The organism is Fructilactobacillus sp. X3R2C1, assembly GCF_059901235.1.
This window is the reverse complement of sequence record NZ_JBWXVA010000004.1, coordinates 1-21539: the sequence shown is the minus strand read 5'-3', so window position 1 is coordinate 21539 and position 21539 is coordinate 1. Positions and strand designations below refer to the sequence as shown.

The following is a 21539-nucleotide window of genomic DNA, read 5'->3' as shown; positions in this document are numbered from 1 at the left end:
AAGGGAGAAATAGGATGAAGAAAAGATATTGGATTACCGCTTTAGTCGCAATTATCGTGATTTTATTTGGATATACGTTTGTGTATCGGCCGTATCAGAAGGCACATGCACCACAGTCAAACAAAAAGACGATCACTTTAGCAAGTTCGCCTGGTCCTTACAGTGACCTATTTATGAAGGGCATCAAACCCATTCTTGAAAAAGACGGGTACAAGGTAAAAAATAAGTCATTCTCCGTCTTGCTGAATGCCGATATGGCATTAAACCAGGGTCAGGTTGACTTAAACGTTGAACAACACGGAGCCTACATGAATAACTTTAACAAGGAAAATCATGGTAATTTGGTTGCCTTGACTAAGGTGCCAACCATTCCAACTGGGATTTATCCGGCCAAAAAGCACAGCTTAAAGGACGTCAAGAAGGGTGACACAGTTGCCATTCCAAACGATCCATCCAACATGTCACGGGCTTTTCTAGTAATGGAAAAAGCCGGTTGGATTAAGCTGAAGAAAGGCGTGGATCCCATCAAGGCCACTAAAAATGACATCATCGACAACAAGTATGACCTGAAATTTGATGAAATGGATTCGGCCAACGAACCACGTTCCAGAAACAGCGTGGACTACGCCATTATTCCTGGTTCTGACACTTACGGGGCTAAGATTCCGGCAAGTTCAATGCTGTTGCGTGAAAATCCACAGAGTCAGTACATGTTGCTAGCCGTTGTAAACAAGAAGAATGAGCACACCAAGTGGGCTCAAGACGTCAAGAAGGCTTACAACTCCAAGCAGTTCATGAACTACATGAAGAAACACAATCAGGACCAGGAGTGGGAAATTCCTGAGAAATAATTGAACACTGTGTCTAAAAATACGATAAAAACCTCCAAATGTTTGGAGGTTTTTTTGTTTCACGTGAAACTTATTCCACACAAAAACAGGCCAACCTCACAGTTAACCTGTTTTTTCTAAGTATTGCCAATCCTACTTGTTATCTTTGTTCAAAGCGATGTTCTTAAGGGCTTCAAAAGCATCGATGTCGATTTCTTCAGTAGTATTGTTGTTGAAAGTAACTTGGTATGAAATGATGTTACCTTCTGATTCGCGGGGATGGATTGAGTTCACGTTGTTCACGTTAATCAAACGACCATCGCCAGTTTCAACTAATCCAGAAAAGTTCATGTTTTTCACCTCCTTACTAGTATTATTACATATGACGCGCCAAAAGATAACTAATAACACGCTCAAATTGCCGTTAAATTGGGAATTTATTGCCTTTTGTTAATTTCGTGATTTACATTAAAAAGACTTAATAAATTAAGCAAGCGTTTTTATTGCAACCGTTTTCATATGGGAGTATATTAGGGTCAACAAAAGAATTAAGTACTTTTGGGAGGAAGAAATTATGACAGATGTAAAGAAAATTCCTGCAGCAGTAGCAATGCTTAAAGTTATTGAATCATATGGCGTTAAGGACGTTTATGGATACCCTGGTGGTTCCATTAACTCAACGCTTGCTGCGCTCGATCAAGAAAAAGATAACATTAATTACGTACAAATTCGACACGAACAGGTTGGGGCATTAACGGCCGCTGCTCACGCTAAACTAACTGGTAAAGTCGGAGTTGCCTTTGGATCAGCTGGTCCTGGTGCGGTCAACTTATTAAACGGCTTGTATGACGCTAAAGAAGACCACGCTCCAGTACTTGCCATCGTTGGCCAAGTTGGTCATGACAACATGAACTACAATTACTTCCAAGAATTTCCAGAGACCCCAATGTTCTCTGATGTTTCGGTTTATGACCGTATTGTAATGACTCCTGAAAGCTTGCCACACGTTGTTGACCGTGCGATTCACGAAGCATACGCTAACAAGGGTGTTGCCGTAGTTGTCATTCCAAATGACTTCGGTTTTGACGAAATTCCAGATGTTCCGTACAGTTCTGCATCAAAGACTTACGACAAGCCAGCTCCAGAACCAGTCGCAACTGATGACGAAGTAAGTCAAGCCCTTAAGATGATTAAGAACGCTAAACGTCCAGTGCTTCACGTTGGTCGTGGAATCAAGGGCAACGGCGACAAGTTAATCGAACTTTCAAAGAAACTCCAGATTCCAGTTATTATGGACGGATTAGCTTTAGGCTACGTTGACGCCAACTACGAAGCTAACCTAGGAACCGCCAACCGTGCCGCATCAAAGGCCGCTGACGAAATCTTAAGTACCGCTGACCTAGTTATCGCCATTGGTGGTGACTTCCCATTCGCTAAATCAGTTTATGCAAGTCACAAATTCGCTTACATCCAAGTTGATGACTCTCAAATCCAACTTGGTCGTCACCACGAAGTTGACCTCCCAATCTGGTCTGACGCGGGCTCATTTGTTGACAAGGCATTGGCTCAAAGTGAAAAAGTTGCTCCAAGTCCATTCTACAAGGCTGCCGTTGCTGACCAAGCTAACTGGATGGAGTACATTCACAAGATGTTAAACATTGGTAGTGACGAGACCGATGAGAGTAATGGTAGTTTCATGGAAGAATTCAAGGACTTTGGTAAGCACTTGAAGGACACCATGACTAACGCTAACTCAACCATGCCAGTTGCCCCAATCTACAAACAAATTAACCGAGTAGCCGACAAAGATGCTGTCTTCTCAATCGACGTTGGTGACAACATCATCAACAGTTTCAGATACTTGGACATTCAACCAACTAACAAGTGGGTCATTTCCGCATTGTTTGCAACGATGGGTTCTGGACTTCCTGGTGCCATTGCTGCTCAGAAGGCTTACCCAGATCGTCAAGTCTTTAACATTGCTGGTGACGGTGCCCTTTCAATGGTTATCCAAGACTTAGTAACTTTGACGAAGTATCAACTTCCAGTTATTAACGTGGTTACTTCAAACGAAGACTTAGGCTTCATCGAAGGTGAACAAGAAGACTTACCAATGCAATTCTTCGGCCTTCAACTTCAAGGTCAAAGCTTTGAATTGATCGCTAAGGGAATGGGAATTGACGCTACGACTGTTCACAACGTTTCTGAACTTCCAGCTGCTTTTGACAAAGCCGTTAAGGTTACCAAAGCCGGTCACCCATTCTTGATTGACGCAAAGATTAACCAAGACCGTGGACTTCCAGTTGAAGATTTGATTGTTAAGATTGAAAATGGTCAAATCGTTGAAACCATCAGTCCAAACTACAAGAAAGACAAGAATGACAATAAGACTTACACATTACCAGAATTCTTCGCAGAATATGGTGGCGAAGGCTTGTTACCACTTAAGGACTTCTTCGATAAATACGATGTTCAACTTTAATAAGTAAGAAAAAGAGCTCTCATTGAGAGCTCTTTTTTGTGGGCAAATAGAGGATGTAAAAACTTGAGCAAATTCCTCAGCTCACGGCGATTTAATGGTATGATGAAAGTAATCACAAGAGGATATCGGAGATGAAATATAATGAGTTTTAAAAGATTTGTTAATTGGTTTTTAGTTGTTTTTTGGATCGTGACTTTCGTAGTGTTAGCCATGGGTTTCAGTATGGTCTCAATGTATATGATGGTGATCGGAATGCTGATTCATAGTTTAAATTGTGTCGTAGGAGATAAAATTTAAAGGAGGAATTAGATGTTTAAACCAATTTTATTGATTATCGCAGTGATTGCCTTAATCATTGCCTGTTATTTATATTGGACGAATCGCGGTCGAGCTGACGATAAAAGTTATATCAAGAGCTGGACGTACTGCTTCTTTGTTGTATGTATGCTGGTTGCTGTTGTAACTTTTGCTGTCGCCACCAGAAACATTTTGTCGGTTGCTGGCTTTGTGATTGCCTTCATCCTGTTTATCTACTACCTGGTTCGCTACTTTATGGCTGCTTTAGGTAAAGGATACAGCTGGGATCAGACCGTTTTTCTGAAATACTTTAGAAGAGCTGTGTACGCACTGCTTGCAACCCTAATCTTCTTCATTGCGTTCTACTGTTCATCAAACAACCAGTTGGATATGTTGCATCATCGAGAAATTACTTCACATCTCCAGATGAAGCATAAGAAGACGCATAAGGAAAAGATGAGAATGGAGAAGAAGGATAAGAAAGCGGAAATGAAATAGTTGAGGGAAGCCCTGTAGTGGGGCTTTTTGTGTATTAAATTATATGAAGGGTCTTGTGTATTTAATGGATATTAGTTATAAAGATTCAGAATTGACTAATTTAATAAAAAATATAAGTAATTTATTAGATAATGGTAAATATGATAATGTTTTTGATAAAATGCGTGAAATAGCTAATGGATTAAACGATCAAAACGCTAAAGATGTTGTAGATAGTTCAATAGTGGAAGATAGTAGTTCTTTGGATTCTGCTAGAGGAAGGGAATTACCTTACCTTTTAGGGATAGAAAGTCCTAATCTAAATTATACTTATGAATTAAAGGAAAGGATAAAATTAAGATCATCAACTACGCCAGTTTTGGTATATCCATATAGAAAAGATAGATTAGATTATTCAGTAAAAACATTTGATCCTAGAGTAATAGAATATAATGATTTTACTTATCTTTATCCCTTGAATTTGGTAAATGTTGTAAGCGGTAAAAATCATTATATTTATTGTCTAATTTATAAAAAAATACCGTTTTACATCCCTGTAAATCAAATTGCTAATTATGATTATTTATATGATTTACAATATTTTGATGGATATTCTTTTAGAAAAATGAATAATCATAAATTATTCAATATTTTCCCAGATAAAAAGATAAAAAACAAAAATTGGAAGAAAAAATATAGAAGATATGGTTATTTGTTTGAAATAGGAAGAAAGCTTAAGGAACATCGTGATGTTTTTCCTACTAGGGTTAATAAAGTTATTGATAATCATGGAGAATATTTGAAAGACAAAAAGCTTTCACCAAAAGAATTAATGATAGAACAAAATCAAAATTTGATTACAGAAATTCTCAGTAAATATGGCAATACAGGGTATATTTTATTCACGCATAAAAACTTAGAAGATGTTGATACGGAGATTGATAATATATGGCATGGTACATTTTTACATTTGAACAATAATAATAATATTAATTGTTCGATGGATGATTTAAGAATTAAAAATAGATCTCTTAGGGATTTAAGAAATGAAATGCATAAACTTTTCATTAAGGATAAGGAAAAGTAACAAATATTAGTTAGAGTTAATCTCTGTGGGTGATATTTATATTGAAAAAAGACTCTTTAATCAAAATAGTTACATTTATTTCTAAACCAGAAAATTGCGTTATTTTAATAGCTGCTTTTTTAACATCAATAGTAATTTTATTATTAAATTTACTTCCATTTTCATTAAAAAAAACATTAGGTATTAATAATATGTTATTAAAATATAATTTTTGGATAATTCTTGTATTTCTAATATCACTTTTTTTGTTGATTTGTCAGATTGCATCGTTTTTAATAAGATGTTGGAATAATAAAAGAGACAACGAAAGGGTAGATAAGTCTTGCATGAATTTAACAAATGATCCTTATTGTTGGAAAATACTTTTAAAGTTATATGATGCACATGGAGGAGCCATATTGTTAAACGAATACAATCAAAATGTTTTAAAGTTGAAAAATGCTAAGCTTATCACAAGAATTAGCGGTCAAACTATATCTTCTCTATATAATTGGCAAAGTGCTAACTTTCTGTATGTGTTAAACCCCAATGCAGAAAAATATATTAAAGCTAAACTGAACAGTGAAATGAAAAATGATTATTAAATAAATATGATTTTTCATACAAGTTTTCTTTAAATTACTTTATTTCCTATGGTAAAATTATTATCGTGAAAAATTTCATTTTTACGTACTTTACTGTGCGTACGATAATATTCTACTTGGAGGTTAACGTTCATGAACGTTATGCAAGCAATTGAGAAGACCGTCACTAATGCGGGAATCATTAGTTCGATCACCTCAACAATTTTCATTATTTTACTTGGTTTCTTTTTACGTAAGAAGAACATTTTTACCGACAAATTCGGGAAGATGTTGTCAAAGGTCGTACTGACCGTCGCCATTCCAGCTTTGGCACTGAACTCATTCATGCAGCCAATCAACGATGATACCTTGAAAGAAGGAATGAATGTCCTATTATGGGGTTTCATCATTTACATCATCTTGATTTTCGTTGCGCCACTGCTTTATCCCAAACAAGACAAGGATAAAAAAGAAGTGATGGGAATTTTAACGACGTTTGGTTCCACGACTTTCTTTGGAATTCCGATCGTTGGTGCAGTCTTTGGACCCAAAGGAATTATGTACAGTTCCATTTTCAACATTGGTTACCGGGTTTTCCTTTATTCATACGCCTACATCAGAATGTCAGGTTTGAAGATGGAAATGAAAAACATCAAGAAAATGTTTCTAAATCCGGTTGTAATTGCAACTTTCCTCGGGCTTTTTCTGTGGCTAGGACAAAACTATGTTCCACATGTAACAGTCCAAACGATGTTAAATGGAATTCCTGGCAAAGGTACGAGTAGTGTGGCCTTCTATCGAATTGACCAAACCGCCTTGTGGCTCTGGAAACCGTTGAACTACTTAGCGCAACTATCCTCTCCACTTGCTTGGTTATCAATCGGTGTTACGCTTGGTTCCATTTCATTCAAGCAGGCCGCTTCCAACAAGCTTTCTTGGTACTACAGTTGGAACAAGGTTATCATTGTGCCATTGTTCAACCTGATTGCTTTGACTGCACTTTCAATGCTGGGCATCATGCCAATGAGCTACGTGGCCATTGCAACGATTGTCATCATGATGGCAACCCCAACTGCCACGGTTGCTTCAGCATACGCAATTAGTTTCAATCGGGATCCAGTCTTGGCTTCCAACGCATCGTTCTTGTCGACTATTCTGTCAGTGATCATGATGCCAATTTGGATTGCGCTGCTGGAAGTCATTAATAACTCCGGGATTATCAAATAATGGGTGATAAAATGTTCAAAATTACTGCGTACGGGGTGCGTCCCGTTGAAGTCAGTTACTTCAAAGATTTGAATAAATACGATTATGAATTGAACCTGGTTTCAGAAATGTTAAATCGCGACAACGCCATTGATTCCAAAGGGTCAAAAGGGGTGTTAGTTCGTGGAAATTGTCTGACTGACCGGGAAAATTTACAGAAATTTGCCGACTGGGGTATTAAGTATGTCTTCACACGCACGGTTGGATACGACCATATTGACATGAAGGCTGCCAAGGAACTGGGTATCAAGGTCGCTCGCGTTCCTGGATATTCGCCGTACGCTGTGGCTGAATTGGCGATGACCCTTGGAATGAGTCTATTTCGTAAAGTAGCTTCCGAAATCAACGCCACTCACGCTGGCAATTTTATCGTCAATGATTCGTACTTTAGTCGTGAGATTCATTCTAGTACCGTTGGAATTATCGGTGCGGGCCGCATTGGTCGTGCTGAAGCTAGTTTGTACAGTGGAATGGGTGCAACCGTGCTCGCTAACGACGGTCACAAGGTTAACGCTCCTGAAATCGATGAATACGTCCCCATTGATGAACTATTGAAGCGGTCTGACATTGTTTCACTGCACGTTCCCTACATTAAAGGTGAAACTGATAACTTAATCAGTACCGCCCAAATCAATTTAATGAAAGACGATGCCATTTTGGTTAATACGGCTCGTGGTCAAGTGGTTGACTTAAAAGCCGTCGATAATGCTCTTGCGTCCGGCACATTAGGTGGATATGGTTCTGACGTGTTAATTGATGAAGCTAACATTTTTGGTCACGAATTCAAAGGGATCGACAATATTAAGAACCAGGAAGTCGTTAACCTAATGAAAAAGTATCCAAACGCAATTGTGACGCCGCACGTTGGTTCGTTTACGGAACCGGCTTTGACGGACATGATTACCGTTAGTTACGACAATTTTCATGAAATGTTGACGACGGGTAAGTCGAAGAACGAGATTTAAGATTAAAAGAGAATATTAATTTTAGTCAGCGTTTAACAATTATTGAGAGTGTCTTTTTTAAAGACATTCTTTTTAGTTTTACTTTTTATTCTATATGGTATAATCATCACTATAAAAAATTTCATTTTTACGTACGAAGAGAGATGATACTACATGAAAGTGGTTAATTGTAATAATTTCAAAGTGAACTTTGAAACGTACATGGATCAAGCTATGAAGGACGATGAAGAGATTACCATTCATTGTGAGAATGGTGATTCGGCGGTGCTCGTTTCAAAAAAGAAATATGATAGCATGATCGAGAATCTGTTTGTCTTAGGAAATGGTGAGAATTTGAAGTTCTTGGAACATTCAAAGAAGCAATTGAAAAATGGAAAAACGAATTATTTGAAATGATTATGTTGTATAATAATAAATGTAAATAACACATGGTCACCAATTTTTGGTAGGATTGATGAGTAATAGTTCGTTAGCTTGTTGCTGATGAATTCGTTTGTTTTTAGCATTAAAAAATGCAGCTTCCATTGAGGAAGCTGCACTTTTTAATTATTATGACTGTTTAAGTAATCAAATATCATATCTATTAAACGAATGATTAAGTTAAGTTATAATAATAGATGTAAATAGTTCATGGGATCATCGATTTTTAGTAGGATTGATGATCGAGAGTTCATCGGCTTGTCGCTGATGAGCTCTTTTTTTATCCATCAAAACACGTGAAAAGGCTGAAACCCCCAATTGGTTTCAGCCTTTTTGGTACTATAGGTCTCGCTAATGTGGAGACATTGACAAGATGGTGCCATTCCCACTAACGCAGGGAGCCTCGTTACCTCTATGATACCATTTCAATTTAATTAAATAAATGCCGTAATGGCGGAAGCAAAGACAATGAGAACTAACCCAAGGTAGGTCAGAGTCATTTCCTTTGGCGTCTTCTTCTGGTGCAGGAAGTAAATCCCGGTCAAAGTAGAAACCAAGACGGCTAGTTGACCCAGAACGTTGGCGGTTGCCAATCCGTTCATGTCAGGTTGAGCTGAGATTAAGTACATTAACATACCAAAGCCTTGCGATAATCCAGCAAGAATGTTTTTGTATGAAACGGATTGAATGAAGACATTTTCGTCTTTTAAGTTCCACAAATCGTAAATCACGGCACATAGTACCATTCCGATGGCCTGGGGAAGAAACGCATGGTTCCCGTCCATGGCTTGCATGTTTGGCAATAAAGCCTTCATTGATGGCATGATGACCACCTGTGGAGCGGCTGAGTAAACTAAGTATCCAAGGGCACCAATCAGCTGAAAGATCGTAGCTTTCTTTAAAGCACCCTTATTGGTGGATTCTGGGTTTTGGACCCAAGCGGTGAGAGTCGCACCAAGGATTACGATAACTAGGGCAGTAAATCCTAAGACTTTTCCGATAATGCCAGTCCAGTCTCCTAGAACAAAGACTCCCCAAAGCGACGTCAGAATCAGCTGAAAGGCCGTGGTAATCGGCATTACTCGTGATGATCCAACTAACTTAAAACCCTTGAACTGCATGATCTGACCAAAGCCCCAGCCAAGTCCAGAAATAATTCCAAAAGTGGTACTGATCCAACCAGGAAGGGCTAATCCTTCAATGAAAAACAGGACGACCGCAAAGACTAAGGTTCCAAGGGTAGCACCTAAGATTTGGTTGGCGGGTTTTCCACCAACCTTTGAAGCAATCGTTGGGAAAAGTCCCCAACCGACCATCGGTCCTAAACCAATTAATATCGCTAGCCAATTCATAATAATAACCTCCTAAAGTGTGTGAATGAATTTTTGAAACGCCGCGGTTCCCTGATCATCAAGCTTGAAGACCCCGGCGTTTTCCAAGACGTGCATAAAGGTAATCCCGACTTCTTTGTCAATCACGTCCTGGACGTTATCGGGATTGAGTTGGTAACTTTGTTTGATCTGGTTGGCCCAGGCAACGTGATAATCCGCGATGTCGTTAGGTTGACCAAGTAGATACTTCTTGACCTCGGCCAGTTCGGATTTCAGACGAGCGGGTAGAATGGCCCGTCCCATCACCTCAATCAGGCCAATGTTTTCCTTTTTGATGTGTTGATATTCGGCGTGGGGATGAAAAATGCCATCGGGATACTTCTTGGACGTCTGGTTATCACGCAGAACCACGTAGACCTCAAATTGCCCCTGCTTGTTCATGCGGACGATGGGCGTTACCGTGTGATGTGGTGTCCCATTCGTTTCGGCACGGACGTCAACGGACGGGTCCGAATACTTGCGCCATTCATTTAAGATGTGGGTCGCAAAATCAATCAGTTCCTGTTTATCGGTCCCGGTCAGGCGAATCGTCGACATCGGCCAGTTTAAGACCTCGGCCTTAACGTCTGGATACTGGTCCAGGTCAAAGGTGAACCGGGTCTGTGCTTTCATCATTGGGAAGGTGTGATAGCCGCCCTGGTAGTGTTCGTGGCTCAGAATTGAACCACCCACGATTGGTAGGTCCGCATTACTCCCCATAAAGTACGCAGGGAACATCGAAACAATTTCAGTTAGATTGAAAAACGTCTGCGCGCTAATTTTCATCGGCTCGTGAACATCATCCAAAAAGATGCAGTGCTGATCAAAGTAGGAGTACGGTGAATACTGAAAGCCCCACGGTTTCCCGCCGACTAAAACATCAATGATGCGGTGATTAACCCGCACCGGAATTTGCGAATTACCGTAGTAACCCTCGGTTTGAGCGCACAGGTTGCACTCTGGATAACCAAAGTGGGTGTTTTGACCGGCCTTGGCAATGTCCTTGGGGTCCTTCTCCGGTTTCGACAGGTTAATCGTGATTTCCAGATCCCCAAACTTGGTGTCAATGTCCCAGAGCAGGTTCTTCTTGATGCGAGCGGTTTTAATGTAGTTATTTTGTTGGCTTAAATTGTAAAAATAGTTTGTGGCCCGGTCGGGGGCTTGCTGATACAGGTTCCAGAACTTGTCGTTGACGACGCTTGGAAGCGGGGTGTAGAGATTGGTCAGTTCCGCTTCTAACAGTTCACGGTTTTTGAGGGTATCGTCAATTTGACCATTCTTAACGGCCACGTCGATTAGCTGGTCGACCGTTGCCAATAATTGGTCAGATAAGTTCGAATTGGACACGTTCTTTTCACCAACCAGATGGTAAAGATAATTTATGAGATACGTGCGATCCGTTGGTCGGTACGTTTGTCCGGTATCAATGACCTGGTCCGCGTAGTGTTCAACTAGATTTTCCATGTTGTTCACCTCACCTAAATCTGGATTTCTTTCGGGCCATCCGAGATGTTGGCGATGTAGAAGTCAGCGTCGTAGCCGAACTGGTATTTGTAGGTGTCACCAACGTTTTTGGTGAAGCTTGCAACTTGGTCGGATGGAACAATCGCAATCGCACACCCACCAAAACCAGCACCAATCATTCGTGATCCAACGGCACCGTTCTTCCAAGCTTCATGAACTAGCGTATCCAAGTTCGGACCAGTGACTTCGTAATCGTATTCAAGGGAAATGTGAGAAGCGTTCACCAGTCGACCAAATTCAGCAATAGCGTTGTTACGTAAAGCCTTCACGGCTCTTAAGGTTCGTTGATTTTCGGAAACCGCATGACGGGCTCGTTTCAACAACGTTGCGTCATTAATGGTGTAGGTGTACTCGTCGAATTCATCATTTGACATGGCACCAAACGAGGAGAAATCGGCCACCTTGTTGACGAGTTTTAAGGCGTCCTCACACTGTTGGCGGCGCTCGTTGTACTTGGAATCTTTGAGGCCCCGTTTCTTGTTGGTATTCATGATGACGATTTTATCGTTTCCGAGTTTAATCGGAACGAACTCGCTCTTCATCGTGTTGGTGTCCAGCAGAATGGCCGTATCTTTTTTGCCCATCTCAACGGCGTACTGGTCCATGATGCCGGAATTCACACCGATATCGTTGTTTTCCACATGTTGTCCGAGTTTGGATAGTTCTGGTCCCGAGAAGACGTCGTTAAACTGGTCGTTTAAAATCTTGCCAAACAACATCTCAATGGAAGCAGATGATGATAGTCCTGACTCATCCGGTAAAGTGCCATAAATTAGAATGTTGAAACCATGATCCAGCTTGTGACCCTTGTCATAAAAGGCCTTAAACATGCCTTTGGGGTAGTTAATCCAGCCATCATCGTGGTTAATTGTTAGGTCGTCGATTTGAAAAGAGTTGACTCCCGTATCCGGGAAGTTCTCCGAATAGATGTTGACCTGTTTGTCGTTACTTGGGGTCGCCACGGCGTACGTCCCAAGGCTAATGGCACACGGGAAGACGTGACCACCGTTGTAATCGGTGTGCTCGCCAATTAGGTTGATTCGGCCGGGCGCAAAGTACGCCTTGGTCGGTTCTTGTTGATACAAGTCTTGAAATTTATCCTTTAAATTACTAATAATTTTGTTAGTTGAAGTTATTTTCTCGGTCATTTAAAACATCTCCTTAGAAATCATTTCATTTGTAGTGATTTCTATTTTGAGAGTAAGCGTTTTCATATGGTAAGTCAAGATTTTTTATCTTATAAAATAAATTGTGTAAATGGCCCAAATCCTTAATTTGTTGCGTATGTAAGCGCTTTACATAGTCAAACAATTCGTTATACTGAAATTGTGATCACATTGAATTTGTTAAAAAGCAACAATTTAAGCAATAGGAGGATGGTTATGGATAAATCAAAATCAAAACCTAAGAAGGACACCCTTCCGCGGTTAAGTTTGTATACAATTTTTGCGATGACGTTTGGCTTCTTTGGAGTCAGTATGGCATTTTCGCTTCAAAGTTCACAGATGGGACGGATCTTTCAGACCATTGGTGCCGATCCAACTAAATTAGGATTCTTTTTCCTACTACCACCGTTGGCTGGAATGATTATACAGCCCTTAATTGGGAAATATTCAGATGTCACTTGGAATCGGTTTGGTAGAAGAATGCCATACTTACTAGTGGGAGCTCCAGTAGCAGCCATCGTGTTGGTATTATTGCCAAACGCTGGATCCTTTGGATTTGGTTACGGATCGTTTGCCGCTTTACTTTTTGGTGCTATCACAATTGCTGTGATGGATGTTTCGTCAAATGCATGTATGCAACCTTCCAAGATGATTGTTGGTGACATGGTAAATGAAGATCAAAAGGATTTGACCTGGTCATGGCAGCAGTCCTATGCCAATCTAGGTGGAGTGTTTGCGACGTTATTACCATTTATTTTAACGGCAATTGGAATTTCTAACGTTGCTCCAAAAGGTGTGGTTCCGTTATCGGTTAAGATGTCCTTTTACATCGCCGCCGCAGTTCTTTTAATCATGTCATTGTATACGGTATTATCGGTTCACGAATACAGTCCGACGGTCTACGCTAAATATCATGGGATTGACGTTAACAGTCAAAAAACTAAGAGTAGTTTAATTAAATTGTTAAGAACTGCTCCTCGCCCGTTTTGGGAAGTTTCGTTCGTCCAATTCTTTAGTTGGTTTGCTTTTCAATACTTATGGACTTACGGAACGGGTTCAATCGCCAAGACGATTTGGCATGTCACTGATCCAACTTCTGCTGCATACCAAGCAGCCGGGAACTGGTTTGGAATTTTGTCAGGAATTGAGGGACTGGCCGCTGCTATCTTTGGTTTCTTGGTTCTGTCACAAACTAAACCCAATTCACGTAAAATGTGGTACCGAATTGGATTGTTTGCCGGTGGGGTTGGATTTGTTTGGTTGTCATTTATTCATTCCCAAGCTCTTTCAGTGGTAGCCTTTGTTTTAATCGGAATTTCCTTTTTGGCAATGCAATCTGAGTCTTTGTCAATCGTTACTGGGGCTTTAAACGGTGAGGACGAAGGTGCTTACTTAGGACTCTTTAATATCAGTATCTGTATGCCACAGATCATCGCATCGTTGGCCAGCTTTGTGATTTTACCATTAATTGGTAAATCAATGCCGGGGATGATTTTGGTAGCTGGAATTATGATGCTGATTGGAGTATTAGCCGTTAGTGCTATTCACGTGAAACCAATTGTAACTTCAAAATAAGATTTAATTTAGAAGTTTGTTATGAAAAATTATCAATGGTGGAAAATGCAAAAGAAATCCGTCAGAATTATAATGATATCGAAAGTGAGTTGCGCACTTATGAAACAAGAATTTATTTAAGTAAATAAAAATGGGCTCATCAAACCATACCTTGATGAGCCTATTCTTGGTGAAAATTGATTTGAGAGGTGGAAATGATGAAAGACAAACAATGGTGGAAAAATGCAGTGGTGTACCAAGTTTACCCACAAAGTTTTCAAGACAGTAACGGTGACGGAGTCGGCGATTTAAATGGCATTAGAGAACGGTTGCCGTACATCAAAAAGCTTGGTGCCAACGTGATTTGGTTGAATCCAATCTATGAATCACCAGAAGAAGATAATGGTTATGATATCGCCGATTATCGCAAAATTAATCCGAAGTATGGCGACATGGAGTCATTTCAAAAATTGTTAGACCGGGCTCATGAATTGGGAATTAAAATTGTGATGGATTTAGTTGTTAATCACACTTCCGATCAGCATAAATGGTTTCAGGAAAGTAGGAAATCAAAAGACAATCCGTACCGTGATTATTACTACTGGAAAGATCCGGTTGACGGACATGAACCGAACGACTGGGGTTCCTTTTTCAACGGTTCAACGTGGAAGTATGATAAATCAACTGATCAGTACTACTTACACCTTTTCGCGGATGGGCAACCCGATTTGAACTGGGAGAATCCAAAAGTCAGAGAAGAAGTTAAGAGATTGATGAAGTTTTGGTTGGATAAGGGGGTTGATGGTTTTCGAATGGACGCCATTAACCTAATTTCAAAGCCAAAAGGACTACCCAACATGCCTAAACCCGAGAATGCGAAATACTCAGCTCCTGGTGCTGGGGTTTTGAACGGACCACGGTTGAATGAGTTTTTGCGTGAATTGAATACCGATGTCTTATCAAAATATGACATCATGACGGTCGGTGAAATGTCAGGAACTAATCCAGAACAGGCACTGGAATACACTGGTTTTGACGCGCATGAACTTAACATGGTTTTTCAATTTGAACACGTTGAATTGACACCCAATCCTGATCCAAGACTGGGAAAGTGGAACGATCAACCAATTAAGTTAACTGAACTAAAGCAAGTCTTTAATAACTGGCAAACGAAGCTAAATGGTAAGGGTTGGAATTCACTTTACTGGAGTAATCATGACCAACCTCGTGCCGTGAGTCGGTTTGCCACCGATGATCCCAAGTATCGTGTTTTAGCTGCCAAAATGCTTGGCACCACACTTCACATGATGCAAGGGACGCCATACATCTTTGAGGGTGAAGAGCTAGGGATGACGAACGCTCATAAAGAGGATTTGAGTCAGTACGAAGATATTGAAACAATTAATGCTTACGACCAATTTGTTAAAAAAGAGAAAATTGTTTCACCAACAAAAATGATGAGTTATCTGGCTCATATGTCTCGTGATAATGCACGAACTCCGATGCAGTGGGATGTCTCCAAGAATGCTGGCTTTACCACTGGAACACCGTGGTTTGCGGCGAACAAGAACTATAAGGAAATTAACGCGAAGAATGAGGTTGACGATCCAAATTCGGTCTTTGCTTACTATCAGAAGTTAATTGAATTGCGTAAGAATAATCCAATTATCATTGAAGGGGATTTTGAACTGCTAGACCCAGACGATGAGGAAGTCTTTGCCTACAAGCGTCATTATCAAGGTAAAACTTTGTTGGTTATCAGTAATTTCACTGATCATGAGGTAGAACGTGATTATGACGTGCCTGATGGTGCGGAAGAATTGATTGGTAATTACGCTGATGATGCAGGTAAGAAGTTGAGGGCGTATGAGAGTAAAGTGTATAAGATATAAAAGTAATAAATGGTCCTATAATTAAGTTAATTATAGGACCATTTATTATATAGTATTTTGCTAGTTGTTTTTATTAATGATAAAATTCACATTGTATATGCAATTTTTTAAAATCACGAGGTGGTAACTTTCATATGAAATCAGAACTAGGATTTGAAGATGAATTAATTGATCATTTAACTAAAATTGGAAACGATAAACAGTGGCAATATGATCCTAATATTAAAACGACTGAGCAGTTATGGAATAATTTCAAAGCGATTCTTGAACAACATAATCAAGATAAATTAGATAAGCCATTAAGTAATAATGAGTTTTCTCAAGTTAAACGGCAAATTGAGGATCTTCATACTCCGTACATGGCAGGTCGTTTTTTGTATGGTTTTAACGGCCAGTCAGAAGTAAGTGTTGATCTAGATAATGGAAAACAGGCTATTTTAACTGTTTTTAAACAGGATCAAATTGGTGCCGGAGACAATATTTATCAAATCGTTAACCAAATTGAGAGACCTGCAAAGATCTCTGGAAGAAGAGATCGTCGTTTTGACGTCACCATGTTGATTAATGGCCTTCCTATTATCCAAATTGAAGAAAAACGAGCTGATCATCCAGTTAAAGAAGCATTTAATCAAATGCAACAGTATATCGATGAAGGTCAGTATACTGATATTTTTTCGACGCTTCAAATCCTAGTGGGAATGACACCGAATGAAACACGATATATGGCTAATACTCCGTACGATGATTTTAATACGGATTTTGCTTTTCAGTGGGAGAAAGAAAGTAATAATGAGCCAGTATTAAACTGGCGTGATTTTATTAATCGAGTACTATCAATTCCCATGGCTCATGAAATGGCAACCAACTACATGATTTTAGACGGATCTAGAGGTCATCAAAGTATTAAAGTAATGCGTCCTTATCAAGTTTATGCCACAAAACGTGTCATCAATAAGTTAAAAACGGCAACTTTTGAAAAAGCGGACCAAAAATTAGGTTATATTTGGCACACTACTGGCTCAGGTAAGACCATTAGTAGTTTTAAAACAGCTTGGTTAGCTTCACGTCTTCCTAATGTTGATAAAGTTGTCTTTATCGTTGATCGTAGAGCTTTAACGCAACAAACAGCTGAAAGTTATTCCGCTTATGATCCTGATAGTGATGATAATAATAAAAATGGGGTAGTGGATAATACTGCCAACGTCAAAGATTTAGCTAAAAAGTTAAAAAGTAACGGTAATGGAATTGTTGTAACATCGATTCAAAAGCTAGATAAATTAGTTCAAAGAAAAACCAAATTACCAGATAAAAACATTTTGTTTATCGTCGATGAAGCCCATCGTTCCACTAGTGGAGATATGTTGCAACGTGCTAAAGATGCATTTCCACATTCTGAATGGGTTGGATATACAGGAACACCGAAATTTGCTGATAAAAATGGTAAAAGTGATGGACCCACGACTCGAGAAATTTTTGGTGATTTGCTTCATGCTTATACCATTCGTCAGGCAATTGCCGACCATAATGTGCTTGGATTTAAAGTGGACTTCAACACTACCTTGCCAGAATCAATTTTAAGGACTCAGTATTTACCTGAATTTTATCGACAGAAGTATCCCAAATGGTCGCAAGAAAAAATTAATAATAAGATCAATAATCTTACTCAGGCCGACATGGACGACCAAGTGTCAAGTAGTGTCTATGATTATAATGAAGACCATATTAATAAAGTAGTTGATGATATTCTTTTAAAGTGGAAGAATCGATCTGTTGATTACCGATATAGTGCCATCTTGACGACTCATGTTGGTGGGATGGCTTCATCATCTAAAATGGCTAAAATGTATTATGATGCAATTACTAAGAAAACAGCCAATTCTGATCATCCATTAAAAGTCGCGGTAACTTTTAGTAACGATAATTCCAACAAAGACAATATGGGAGAAACTAATCGGAATTTACGTGATGCCATAAAACAATATAATCAAACGTTTGGGACAAATTTTGATGATACCACTTTTAAAGAATACCGCGAAGATGTGATGGCAAGACTTAATCGTAGTGCTTCAGATGGTAATTATCTTGAGCTAGTAATTGTAGTGGATCAACTTTTAACTGGATTTGACGCCCCGACATTAAATACGTTATATGTCGATCGAACTTTGCGTGGAGCTAATTTAATTCAGGCTTATTCCAGAACTAATCGGATTCAAGACTCCAACTATAAACGATTTGGTCGTATTGTTAATTATCGATGGCCGAAATTATCTGAAGATTTGATGAATGATGCTTTGGCTGTATATGCCAACAAAGATTCTGCTAATTATCAAACCAAACTTCCAATGGATGAAGAAGCAGATGAGGCTGTAATCCTCCCTGATTATAAGGACATGATCACTGAAACGTCTGATGTAGTTGATAAGTTAGATACCTTAACCAATGGATTTCAATATATTTCACCTAGTCGTGATGAGGATAAAGAGACCTTGAAGTTACTACGCACATACAATAATAATGTTGTAGCTTTGAAACAGTACGACGAGTACGATTATGATCATCCAAATGATTTATTAAATCAGCTTGGTATTTCTGAAGACGAGGAGGTTGCATTAACCACTAAGATCCAACGGGAATTAAAGAATACATTTAAAAAAGATGATCCTGATTTTGAGATTGACTTTAAAATGGAACATATTAATGAAATTGATGTTGATTACGATTACCTCAGAGAACTATTGGCTAAACTTGCCAATCAAGTCAACGATCAAGACGAAGATGGTGCTGTAGAAACATATAACAAATTGAACGATCTCGCCAATCAAGTTGATGAAAAATATGCTCAAAAAATCAAACGAACTGCTGAAGCAATTAAAAATGATGAAATCGATAAATCTAAACTTGGTGATTATCCCTTAAACGGTGATGACATGAAAGATTTAATGGATAATCAGGAATACCTATCACGACGAAGTGAGATCTTAAAATTTCGCCAAAAGTATGGATTTGTTGATGCTGATGGAACTAAGGATTTATTTAATAAGATCTTGGATCGTCACATCTATGGGAATGATGACCTTGATAACAATGGAGAATTAAAAAAGATTATTAATTTAGCTCAAAATTATTATCAGCAAGATGCCATTGATCCGGAAGTTAAGTCACTTTCAAGGATTAAATACAGAATTAACTTACGTAAAGCAGTAGAAAAATTCGCAGATAATTTAACTCAAGAATATTAAAAATAGAGAAGGAACTAAATAATGGCTGAAAAACAAACAAAAGAAGCACAAGATATAACTTCCGAATTATGGGCAATGGCGAATGAACTTCGTGGGAATATGGATGCTAGTGAATACCGGAACTACATTCTGGGTTTTATGTTCTACCGTTACTTATCTGAACGTCAGGAACAATATCAAAAAAATGCTGATTTATTTGATTTACAAGATGGTGAAACCACTAATGACGCATATGTAAAAGCTGTAAAGGAAGATCCTGATAGCTTAAAGGATTATTTGGAAGACGCAGCCGATTCACTTGGATATGCTATTGCACCTCAATATGCCTGGGCTACGATTAATCAAAAAGTTGAAGATGGCACTATTACCGCTACTGACTTTCAAGAAATGTTTGATGATTTTAATCGAAACGCTCAGATCAATAAGGAAGCTCGCCAAGATTTCAGTGGCATCTTTACTGATATGAACCTTAACAATTCTCGTCTAGGGAATAACATGAGTTCTAGAGCCCGCGCACTTAACAATATCGTTAAAATGGTTAATAAATTTAACTATAACGATGCTGATGGACATGATATTCTTGGGGATGTTTATGAGTATTTAATCGCTAAATTCGCTAGTAGTTCAGGTAAAAAAGCGGGTGAATTCTATACTCCTCATGAAGTTTCTAAATTGTTGGCAGAATTAGCTACTTCTGATTTTAATGGAATTGATCATCAGTTTACGGTTTATGATCCTGCCATGGGTTCTGGTTCACTTCTTTTGACCGTTCAAGATGTGTTAAAACATAAGGGTTATGAAGGTCGAGTTAGTTTCTTTGGACAAGAATTAAACACGACAACCTATAACTTGGCACGAATGAATCTTATGATGCATGGTGTGGAGTACCAAAATATGGATCTACGAAACGCTGATACACTAGAAATGGATTGGCCAGACGGAATGGACAGTGATGGTGTCGATCATCCGCGAAACTTTGATGCTGTGGTTGCTAATCCACCTTATTCTGCCCATTGGGACAATAATGAACGTAAGATGAAAGATCCACGGTTCAGGGATTTTGGACGTCTAGCACCTAAATCTAAAGCTGACTTTGCCTTTGTTTTGCATGCGATTTATCACTTATCCAACGAAGGTAAAATGGCCATTGTCTTACCACACGGTGTTTTATTCCGCGGAGGAGCTGAAGGAACCATTAGAAAAACGTTGATTGAAAAGAATTATTTAGATGCTGTTGTTGGACTTCCAGCAAAGCTTTTCTATTCAACTTCAATTCCAACGGTTGTCTTGGTGTTCTCTAAGCACCGTACTAATAAAGATATCTTTTTTATTGACGCCTCAAGTGATTTTGAAAAGGGTAAGAATCAAAACGTTTTACGTCGACAAGACATTGATAAAATTGTTGAAACTTACAAAAAACGGGAAGACGTAGATAAATACGCGCATAAAGCTGATTTAGATGAAATCAAGGAGAATGAATTTAACCTTAATATTCCTCGCTACGTTGATACCTTTGAGGAAGAACCTCCTGTCGATGTCGATAAATTAGTATCAGACATTCAATCTACTGATAAGGAAATTAGTGGTTTAGAGACTGATATATCAAGGATGTTGGACGATCTTGTGGGTCAGGATGCTGTCGCTCAACAGCAGCTTGAGAAGATTAAGGAGTTATTTAAATGAAAAATGAAGAAATGACTCCAAAAATTAGATTTAAGGGATTTACTGACCCTTGGGAGCAGCGTAAGTTAAAAGACATTGCTGTAAGAGTTAATGGTAATAATGGGGAACAAGATCTTCCAGTGTTAACAATTTCAGCTTCTAAAGGATTAATAACTCAAAAAAGTAGATTTAGTAAAGTTATAGCAGGAACTGAATTAAAAAAATATACTTTATTGAATAAGGGAGATTTAACATACAATCATGGTAATTCAAAGTTAGCTGAATATGGTGCAGTGTTTAGCTTAAAGGATTTAAATAGCGCACTTGTACCACATGTTTATCATAGTTTTAGAACAAACAGTGACATTTCACCTGATTTTATTGAATATACATTTGCCACTAAAATTCCTAATAGATATCTAAGAAAATTAATTTCTTCTGGCGCAAGAATGGATGGGTTATTGAACATCAAATTTGATGAATTTTTTGGTGTTCCTTTATCCTTACCTTCTTTACAAGAACAAGAAAAAATCAGCAATATCTTAAACCAATCTAATGCTATTATCGCTGCCAATGAACGTAAATTAAAACAGTTAAAACAACTAAAAAAGTTGTTAATGCAACGAATTTTTAGTCAAAATTGGAGATTTAAAGGCTTTACTGACCCTTGGGAGCAGCGTAAGTTAAAAAACATATCAACGTATAGACGAGGATCTTTTCCCCAACCTTATGGAAAAAAAGAATG

The 21539-nt window shown here is 38.7% G+C and carries 17 protein-coding genes; 13 read left to right on the top strand and 4 right to left on the bottom strand.

The window, feature by feature from the left end; genetic code table 11:
* The first annotated feature begins 14 nt into the window (after positions 1–14).
* Positions 15–851 (top strand): MetQ/NlpA family ABC transporter substrate-binding protein, encoded by an 837-nt coding sequence (locus AC6UDB_RS04880; RefSeq protein WP_500709303.1) that lies wholly within the window; start codon positions 15–17, stop codon positions 849–851.
* A gap of 132 nt (positions 852–983) precedes the next feature.
* Here the strand turns inward: AC6UDB_RS04880 and AC6UDB_RS04875 are convergent, their stop codons facing one another.
* The gene (locus AC6UDB_RS04875; RefSeq protein ID WP_500694170.1) at positions 984–1181 is read right to left on the bottom strand and encodes a hypothetical protein; all 198 of its coding nucleotides are present in this window, start codon (positions 1179–1181) and stop codon (positions 984–986) included.
* A gap of 223 nt (positions 1182–1404) precedes the next feature.
* On the opposite strand from AC6UDB_RS04875, the gene AC6UDB_RS04870 reads away from it, so the two are divergent.
* From AC6UDB_RS04870 to AC6UDB_RS04840, 7 genes are all read left to right on the top strand, one after another.
* Positions 1405–3312 carry a thiamine pyrophosphate-dependent enzyme gene (locus AC6UDB_RS04870; RefSeq protein WP_500709302.1) on the top strand — a complete coding sequence of 636 codons (1908 nt, stop codon included), beginning with the start codon at positions 1405–1407 and terminating at the stop codon, positions 3310–3312.
* Between the two features lie 309 nt (positions 3313–3621).
* Entirely contained in the window at positions 3622–4107 is a 486-nt protein-coding gene (locus tag AC6UDB_RS04865; protein WP_500709301.1) for a hypothetical protein, read from the top strand.
* 64 nt (positions 4108–4171) lie between these two features.
* On the top strand, positions 4172–5173 hold the full coding sequence (locus AC6UDB_RS04860; protein ID WP_500701408.1) for a DUF6710 family protein: 1002 nt from the start codon (positions 4172–4174) through the stop codon (positions 5171–5173).
* A gap of 41 nt (positions 5174–5214) precedes the next feature.
* Positions 5215–5757: a super-infection exclusion protein B gene (locus AC6UDB_RS04855; protein ID WP_500709300.1), complete on the top strand. Its 543-nt coding sequence runs from the start codon at positions 5215–5217 to the stop codon at positions 5755–5757.
* Positions 5758–5889: 132 nt separating this feature from the next.
* Positions 5890–6963 (top strand): AEC family transporter, encoded by a 1074-nt coding sequence (locus AC6UDB_RS04850; protein ID WP_500701406.1) that lies wholly within the window; start codon positions 5890–5892, stop codon positions 6961–6963.
* Between the two features lie 11 nt (positions 6964–6974).
* Complete coding sequence (locus tag AC6UDB_RS04845) at positions 6975–7967, top strand: NAD(P)-dependent oxidoreductase (RefSeq protein WP_500709389.1); 993 nt, start codon at positions 6975–6977, stop codon at positions 7965–7967.
* 153 nt (positions 7968–8120) lie between these two features.
* Complete coding sequence (locus AC6UDB_RS04840; RefSeq protein WP_500709299.1) at positions 8121–8363, top strand: type II toxin-antitoxin system Phd/YefM family antitoxin; 243 nt, start codon at positions 8121–8123, stop codon at positions 8361–8363.
* Positions 8364–8821: 458 nt separating this feature from the next.
* Here the strand turns inward: AC6UDB_RS04840 and rbsU are convergent, their stop codons facing one another.
* Genes rbsU through AC6UDB_RS04825 form a run of 3 tightly spaced genes read right to left on the bottom strand, consistent with a single transcriptional unit; the run spans position 8822 to position 12429 of the window.
* Positions 8822–9739, bottom strand: coding sequence for a ribose/proton symporter RbsU (gene rbsU, locus AC6UDB_RS04835; protein ID WP_500695984.1), 918 nt, complete (start codon positions 9737–9739; stop codon positions 8822–8824).
* 12 nt (positions 9740–9751) lie between these two features.
* On the bottom strand, positions 9752–11221 hold the full coding sequence (gene galT / locus AC6UDB_RS04830; protein ID WP_500709298.1) for a UDP-glucose--hexose-1-phosphate uridylyltransferase: 1470 nt from the start codon (positions 11219–11221) through the stop codon (positions 9752–9754).
* A gap of 14 nt (positions 11222–11235) precedes the next feature.
* A complete protein-coding gene (locus AC6UDB_RS04825) occupies positions 11236–12429 on the bottom strand; it encodes a galactokinase (RefSeq protein ID WP_500709297.1) in 1194 nt (397 codons plus the stop codon).
* 234 nt (positions 12430–12663) lie between these two features.
* On the opposite strand from AC6UDB_RS04825, the gene AC6UDB_RS04820 reads away from it, so the two are divergent.
* The 5 genes from AC6UDB_RS04820 to AC6UDB_RS04800 form a co-directional block, all read left to right on the top strand.
* A complete protein-coding gene (locus AC6UDB_RS04820; protein ID WP_500709296.1) occupies positions 12664–14022 on the top strand; it encodes an SLC45 family MFS transporter in 1359 nt (452 codons plus the stop codon).
* A gap of 197 nt (positions 14023–14219) precedes the next feature.
* Positions 14220–15893 (top strand): glycoside hydrolase family 13 protein, encoded by a 1674-nt coding sequence (locus AC6UDB_RS04815; protein WP_500709295.1) that lies wholly within the window; start codon positions 14220–14222, stop codon positions 15891–15893.
* Positions 15894–16027: 134 nt separating this feature from the next.
* Positions 16028–19132: a type I restriction endonuclease subunit R gene (locus tag AC6UDB_RS04810; protein ID WP_500709294.1), complete on the top strand. Its 3105-nt coding sequence runs from the start codon at positions 16028–16030 to the stop codon at positions 19130–19132.
* 21 nt (positions 19133–19153) lie between these two features.
* Positions 19154–20815: a type I restriction-modification system subunit M gene (locus AC6UDB_RS04805; protein WP_500709293.1), complete on the top strand. Its 1662-nt coding sequence runs from the start codon at positions 19154–19156 to the stop codon at positions 20813–20815.
* On the top strand, positions 20812–21539 hold a 728-nt coding region (locus AC6UDB_RS04800), incomplete at its 3' end, for a restriction endonuclease subunit S (protein ID WP_500709292.1). The genes AC6UDB_RS04805 and AC6UDB_RS04800, both read left to right, overlap by 4 nt.

Coding starts and splice junctions, on each gene's coding strand:
- AC6UDB_RS04880 (WP_500709303.1), top strand. CDS start 15: ATGAAGAAAAGATATTGGATTACCGCTTTAGTCGCAATTATCGTGATT.
- AC6UDB_RS04875 (WP_500694170.1), bottom strand. CDS start 1,181: ATGAACTTTTCTGGATTAGTTGAAACTGGCGATGGTCGTTTGATTAAC.
- AC6UDB_RS04870 (WP_500709302.1), top strand. CDS start 1,405: ATGACAGATGTAAAGAAAATTCCTGCAGCAGTAGCAATGCTTAAAGTT.
- AC6UDB_RS04865 (WP_500709301.1), top strand. CDS start 3,622: ATGTTTAAACCAATTTTATTGATTATCGCAGTGATTGCCTTAATCATT.
- AC6UDB_RS04860 (WP_500701408.1), top strand. CDS start 4,172: ATGGATATTAGTTATAAAGATTCAGAATTGACTAATTTAATAAAAAAT.
- AC6UDB_RS04850 (WP_500701406.1), top strand. CDS start 5,890: ATGAACGTTATGCAAGCAATTGAGAAGACCGTCACTAATGCGGGAATC.
- AC6UDB_RS04845 (WP_500709389.1), top strand. CDS start 6,975: ATGTTCAAAATTACTGCGTACGGGGTGCGTCCCGTTGAAGTCAGTTAC.
- AC6UDB_RS04840 (WP_500709299.1), top strand. CDS start 8,121: ATGAAAGTGGTTAATTGTAATAATTTCAAAGTGAACTTTGAAACGTAC.
- rbsU (WP_500695984.1), bottom strand. CDS start 9,739: ATGAATTGGCTAGCGATATTAATTGGTTTAGGACCGATGGTCGGTTGG.
- galT (WP_500709298.1), bottom strand. CDS start 11,221: ATGGAAAATCTAGTTGAACACTACGCGGACCAGGTCATTGATACCGGA.
- AC6UDB_RS04825 (WP_500709297.1), bottom strand. CDS start 12,429: ATGACCGAGAAAATAACTTCAACTAACAAAATTATTAGTAATTTAAAG.
- AC6UDB_RS04820 (WP_500709296.1), top strand. CDS start 12,664: ATGGATAAATCAAAATCAAAACCTAAGAAGGACACCCTTCCGCGGTTA.
- AC6UDB_RS04815 (WP_500709295.1), top strand. CDS start 14,220: ATGAAAGACAAACAATGGTGGAAAAATGCAGTGGTGTACCAAGTTTAC.
- AC6UDB_RS04810 (WP_500709294.1), top strand. CDS start 16,028: ATGAAATCAGAACTAGGATTTGAAGATGAATTAATTGATCATTTAACT.
- AC6UDB_RS04805 (WP_500709293.1), top strand. CDS start 19,154: ATGGCTGAAAAACAAACAAAAGAAGCACAAGATATAACTTCCGAATTA.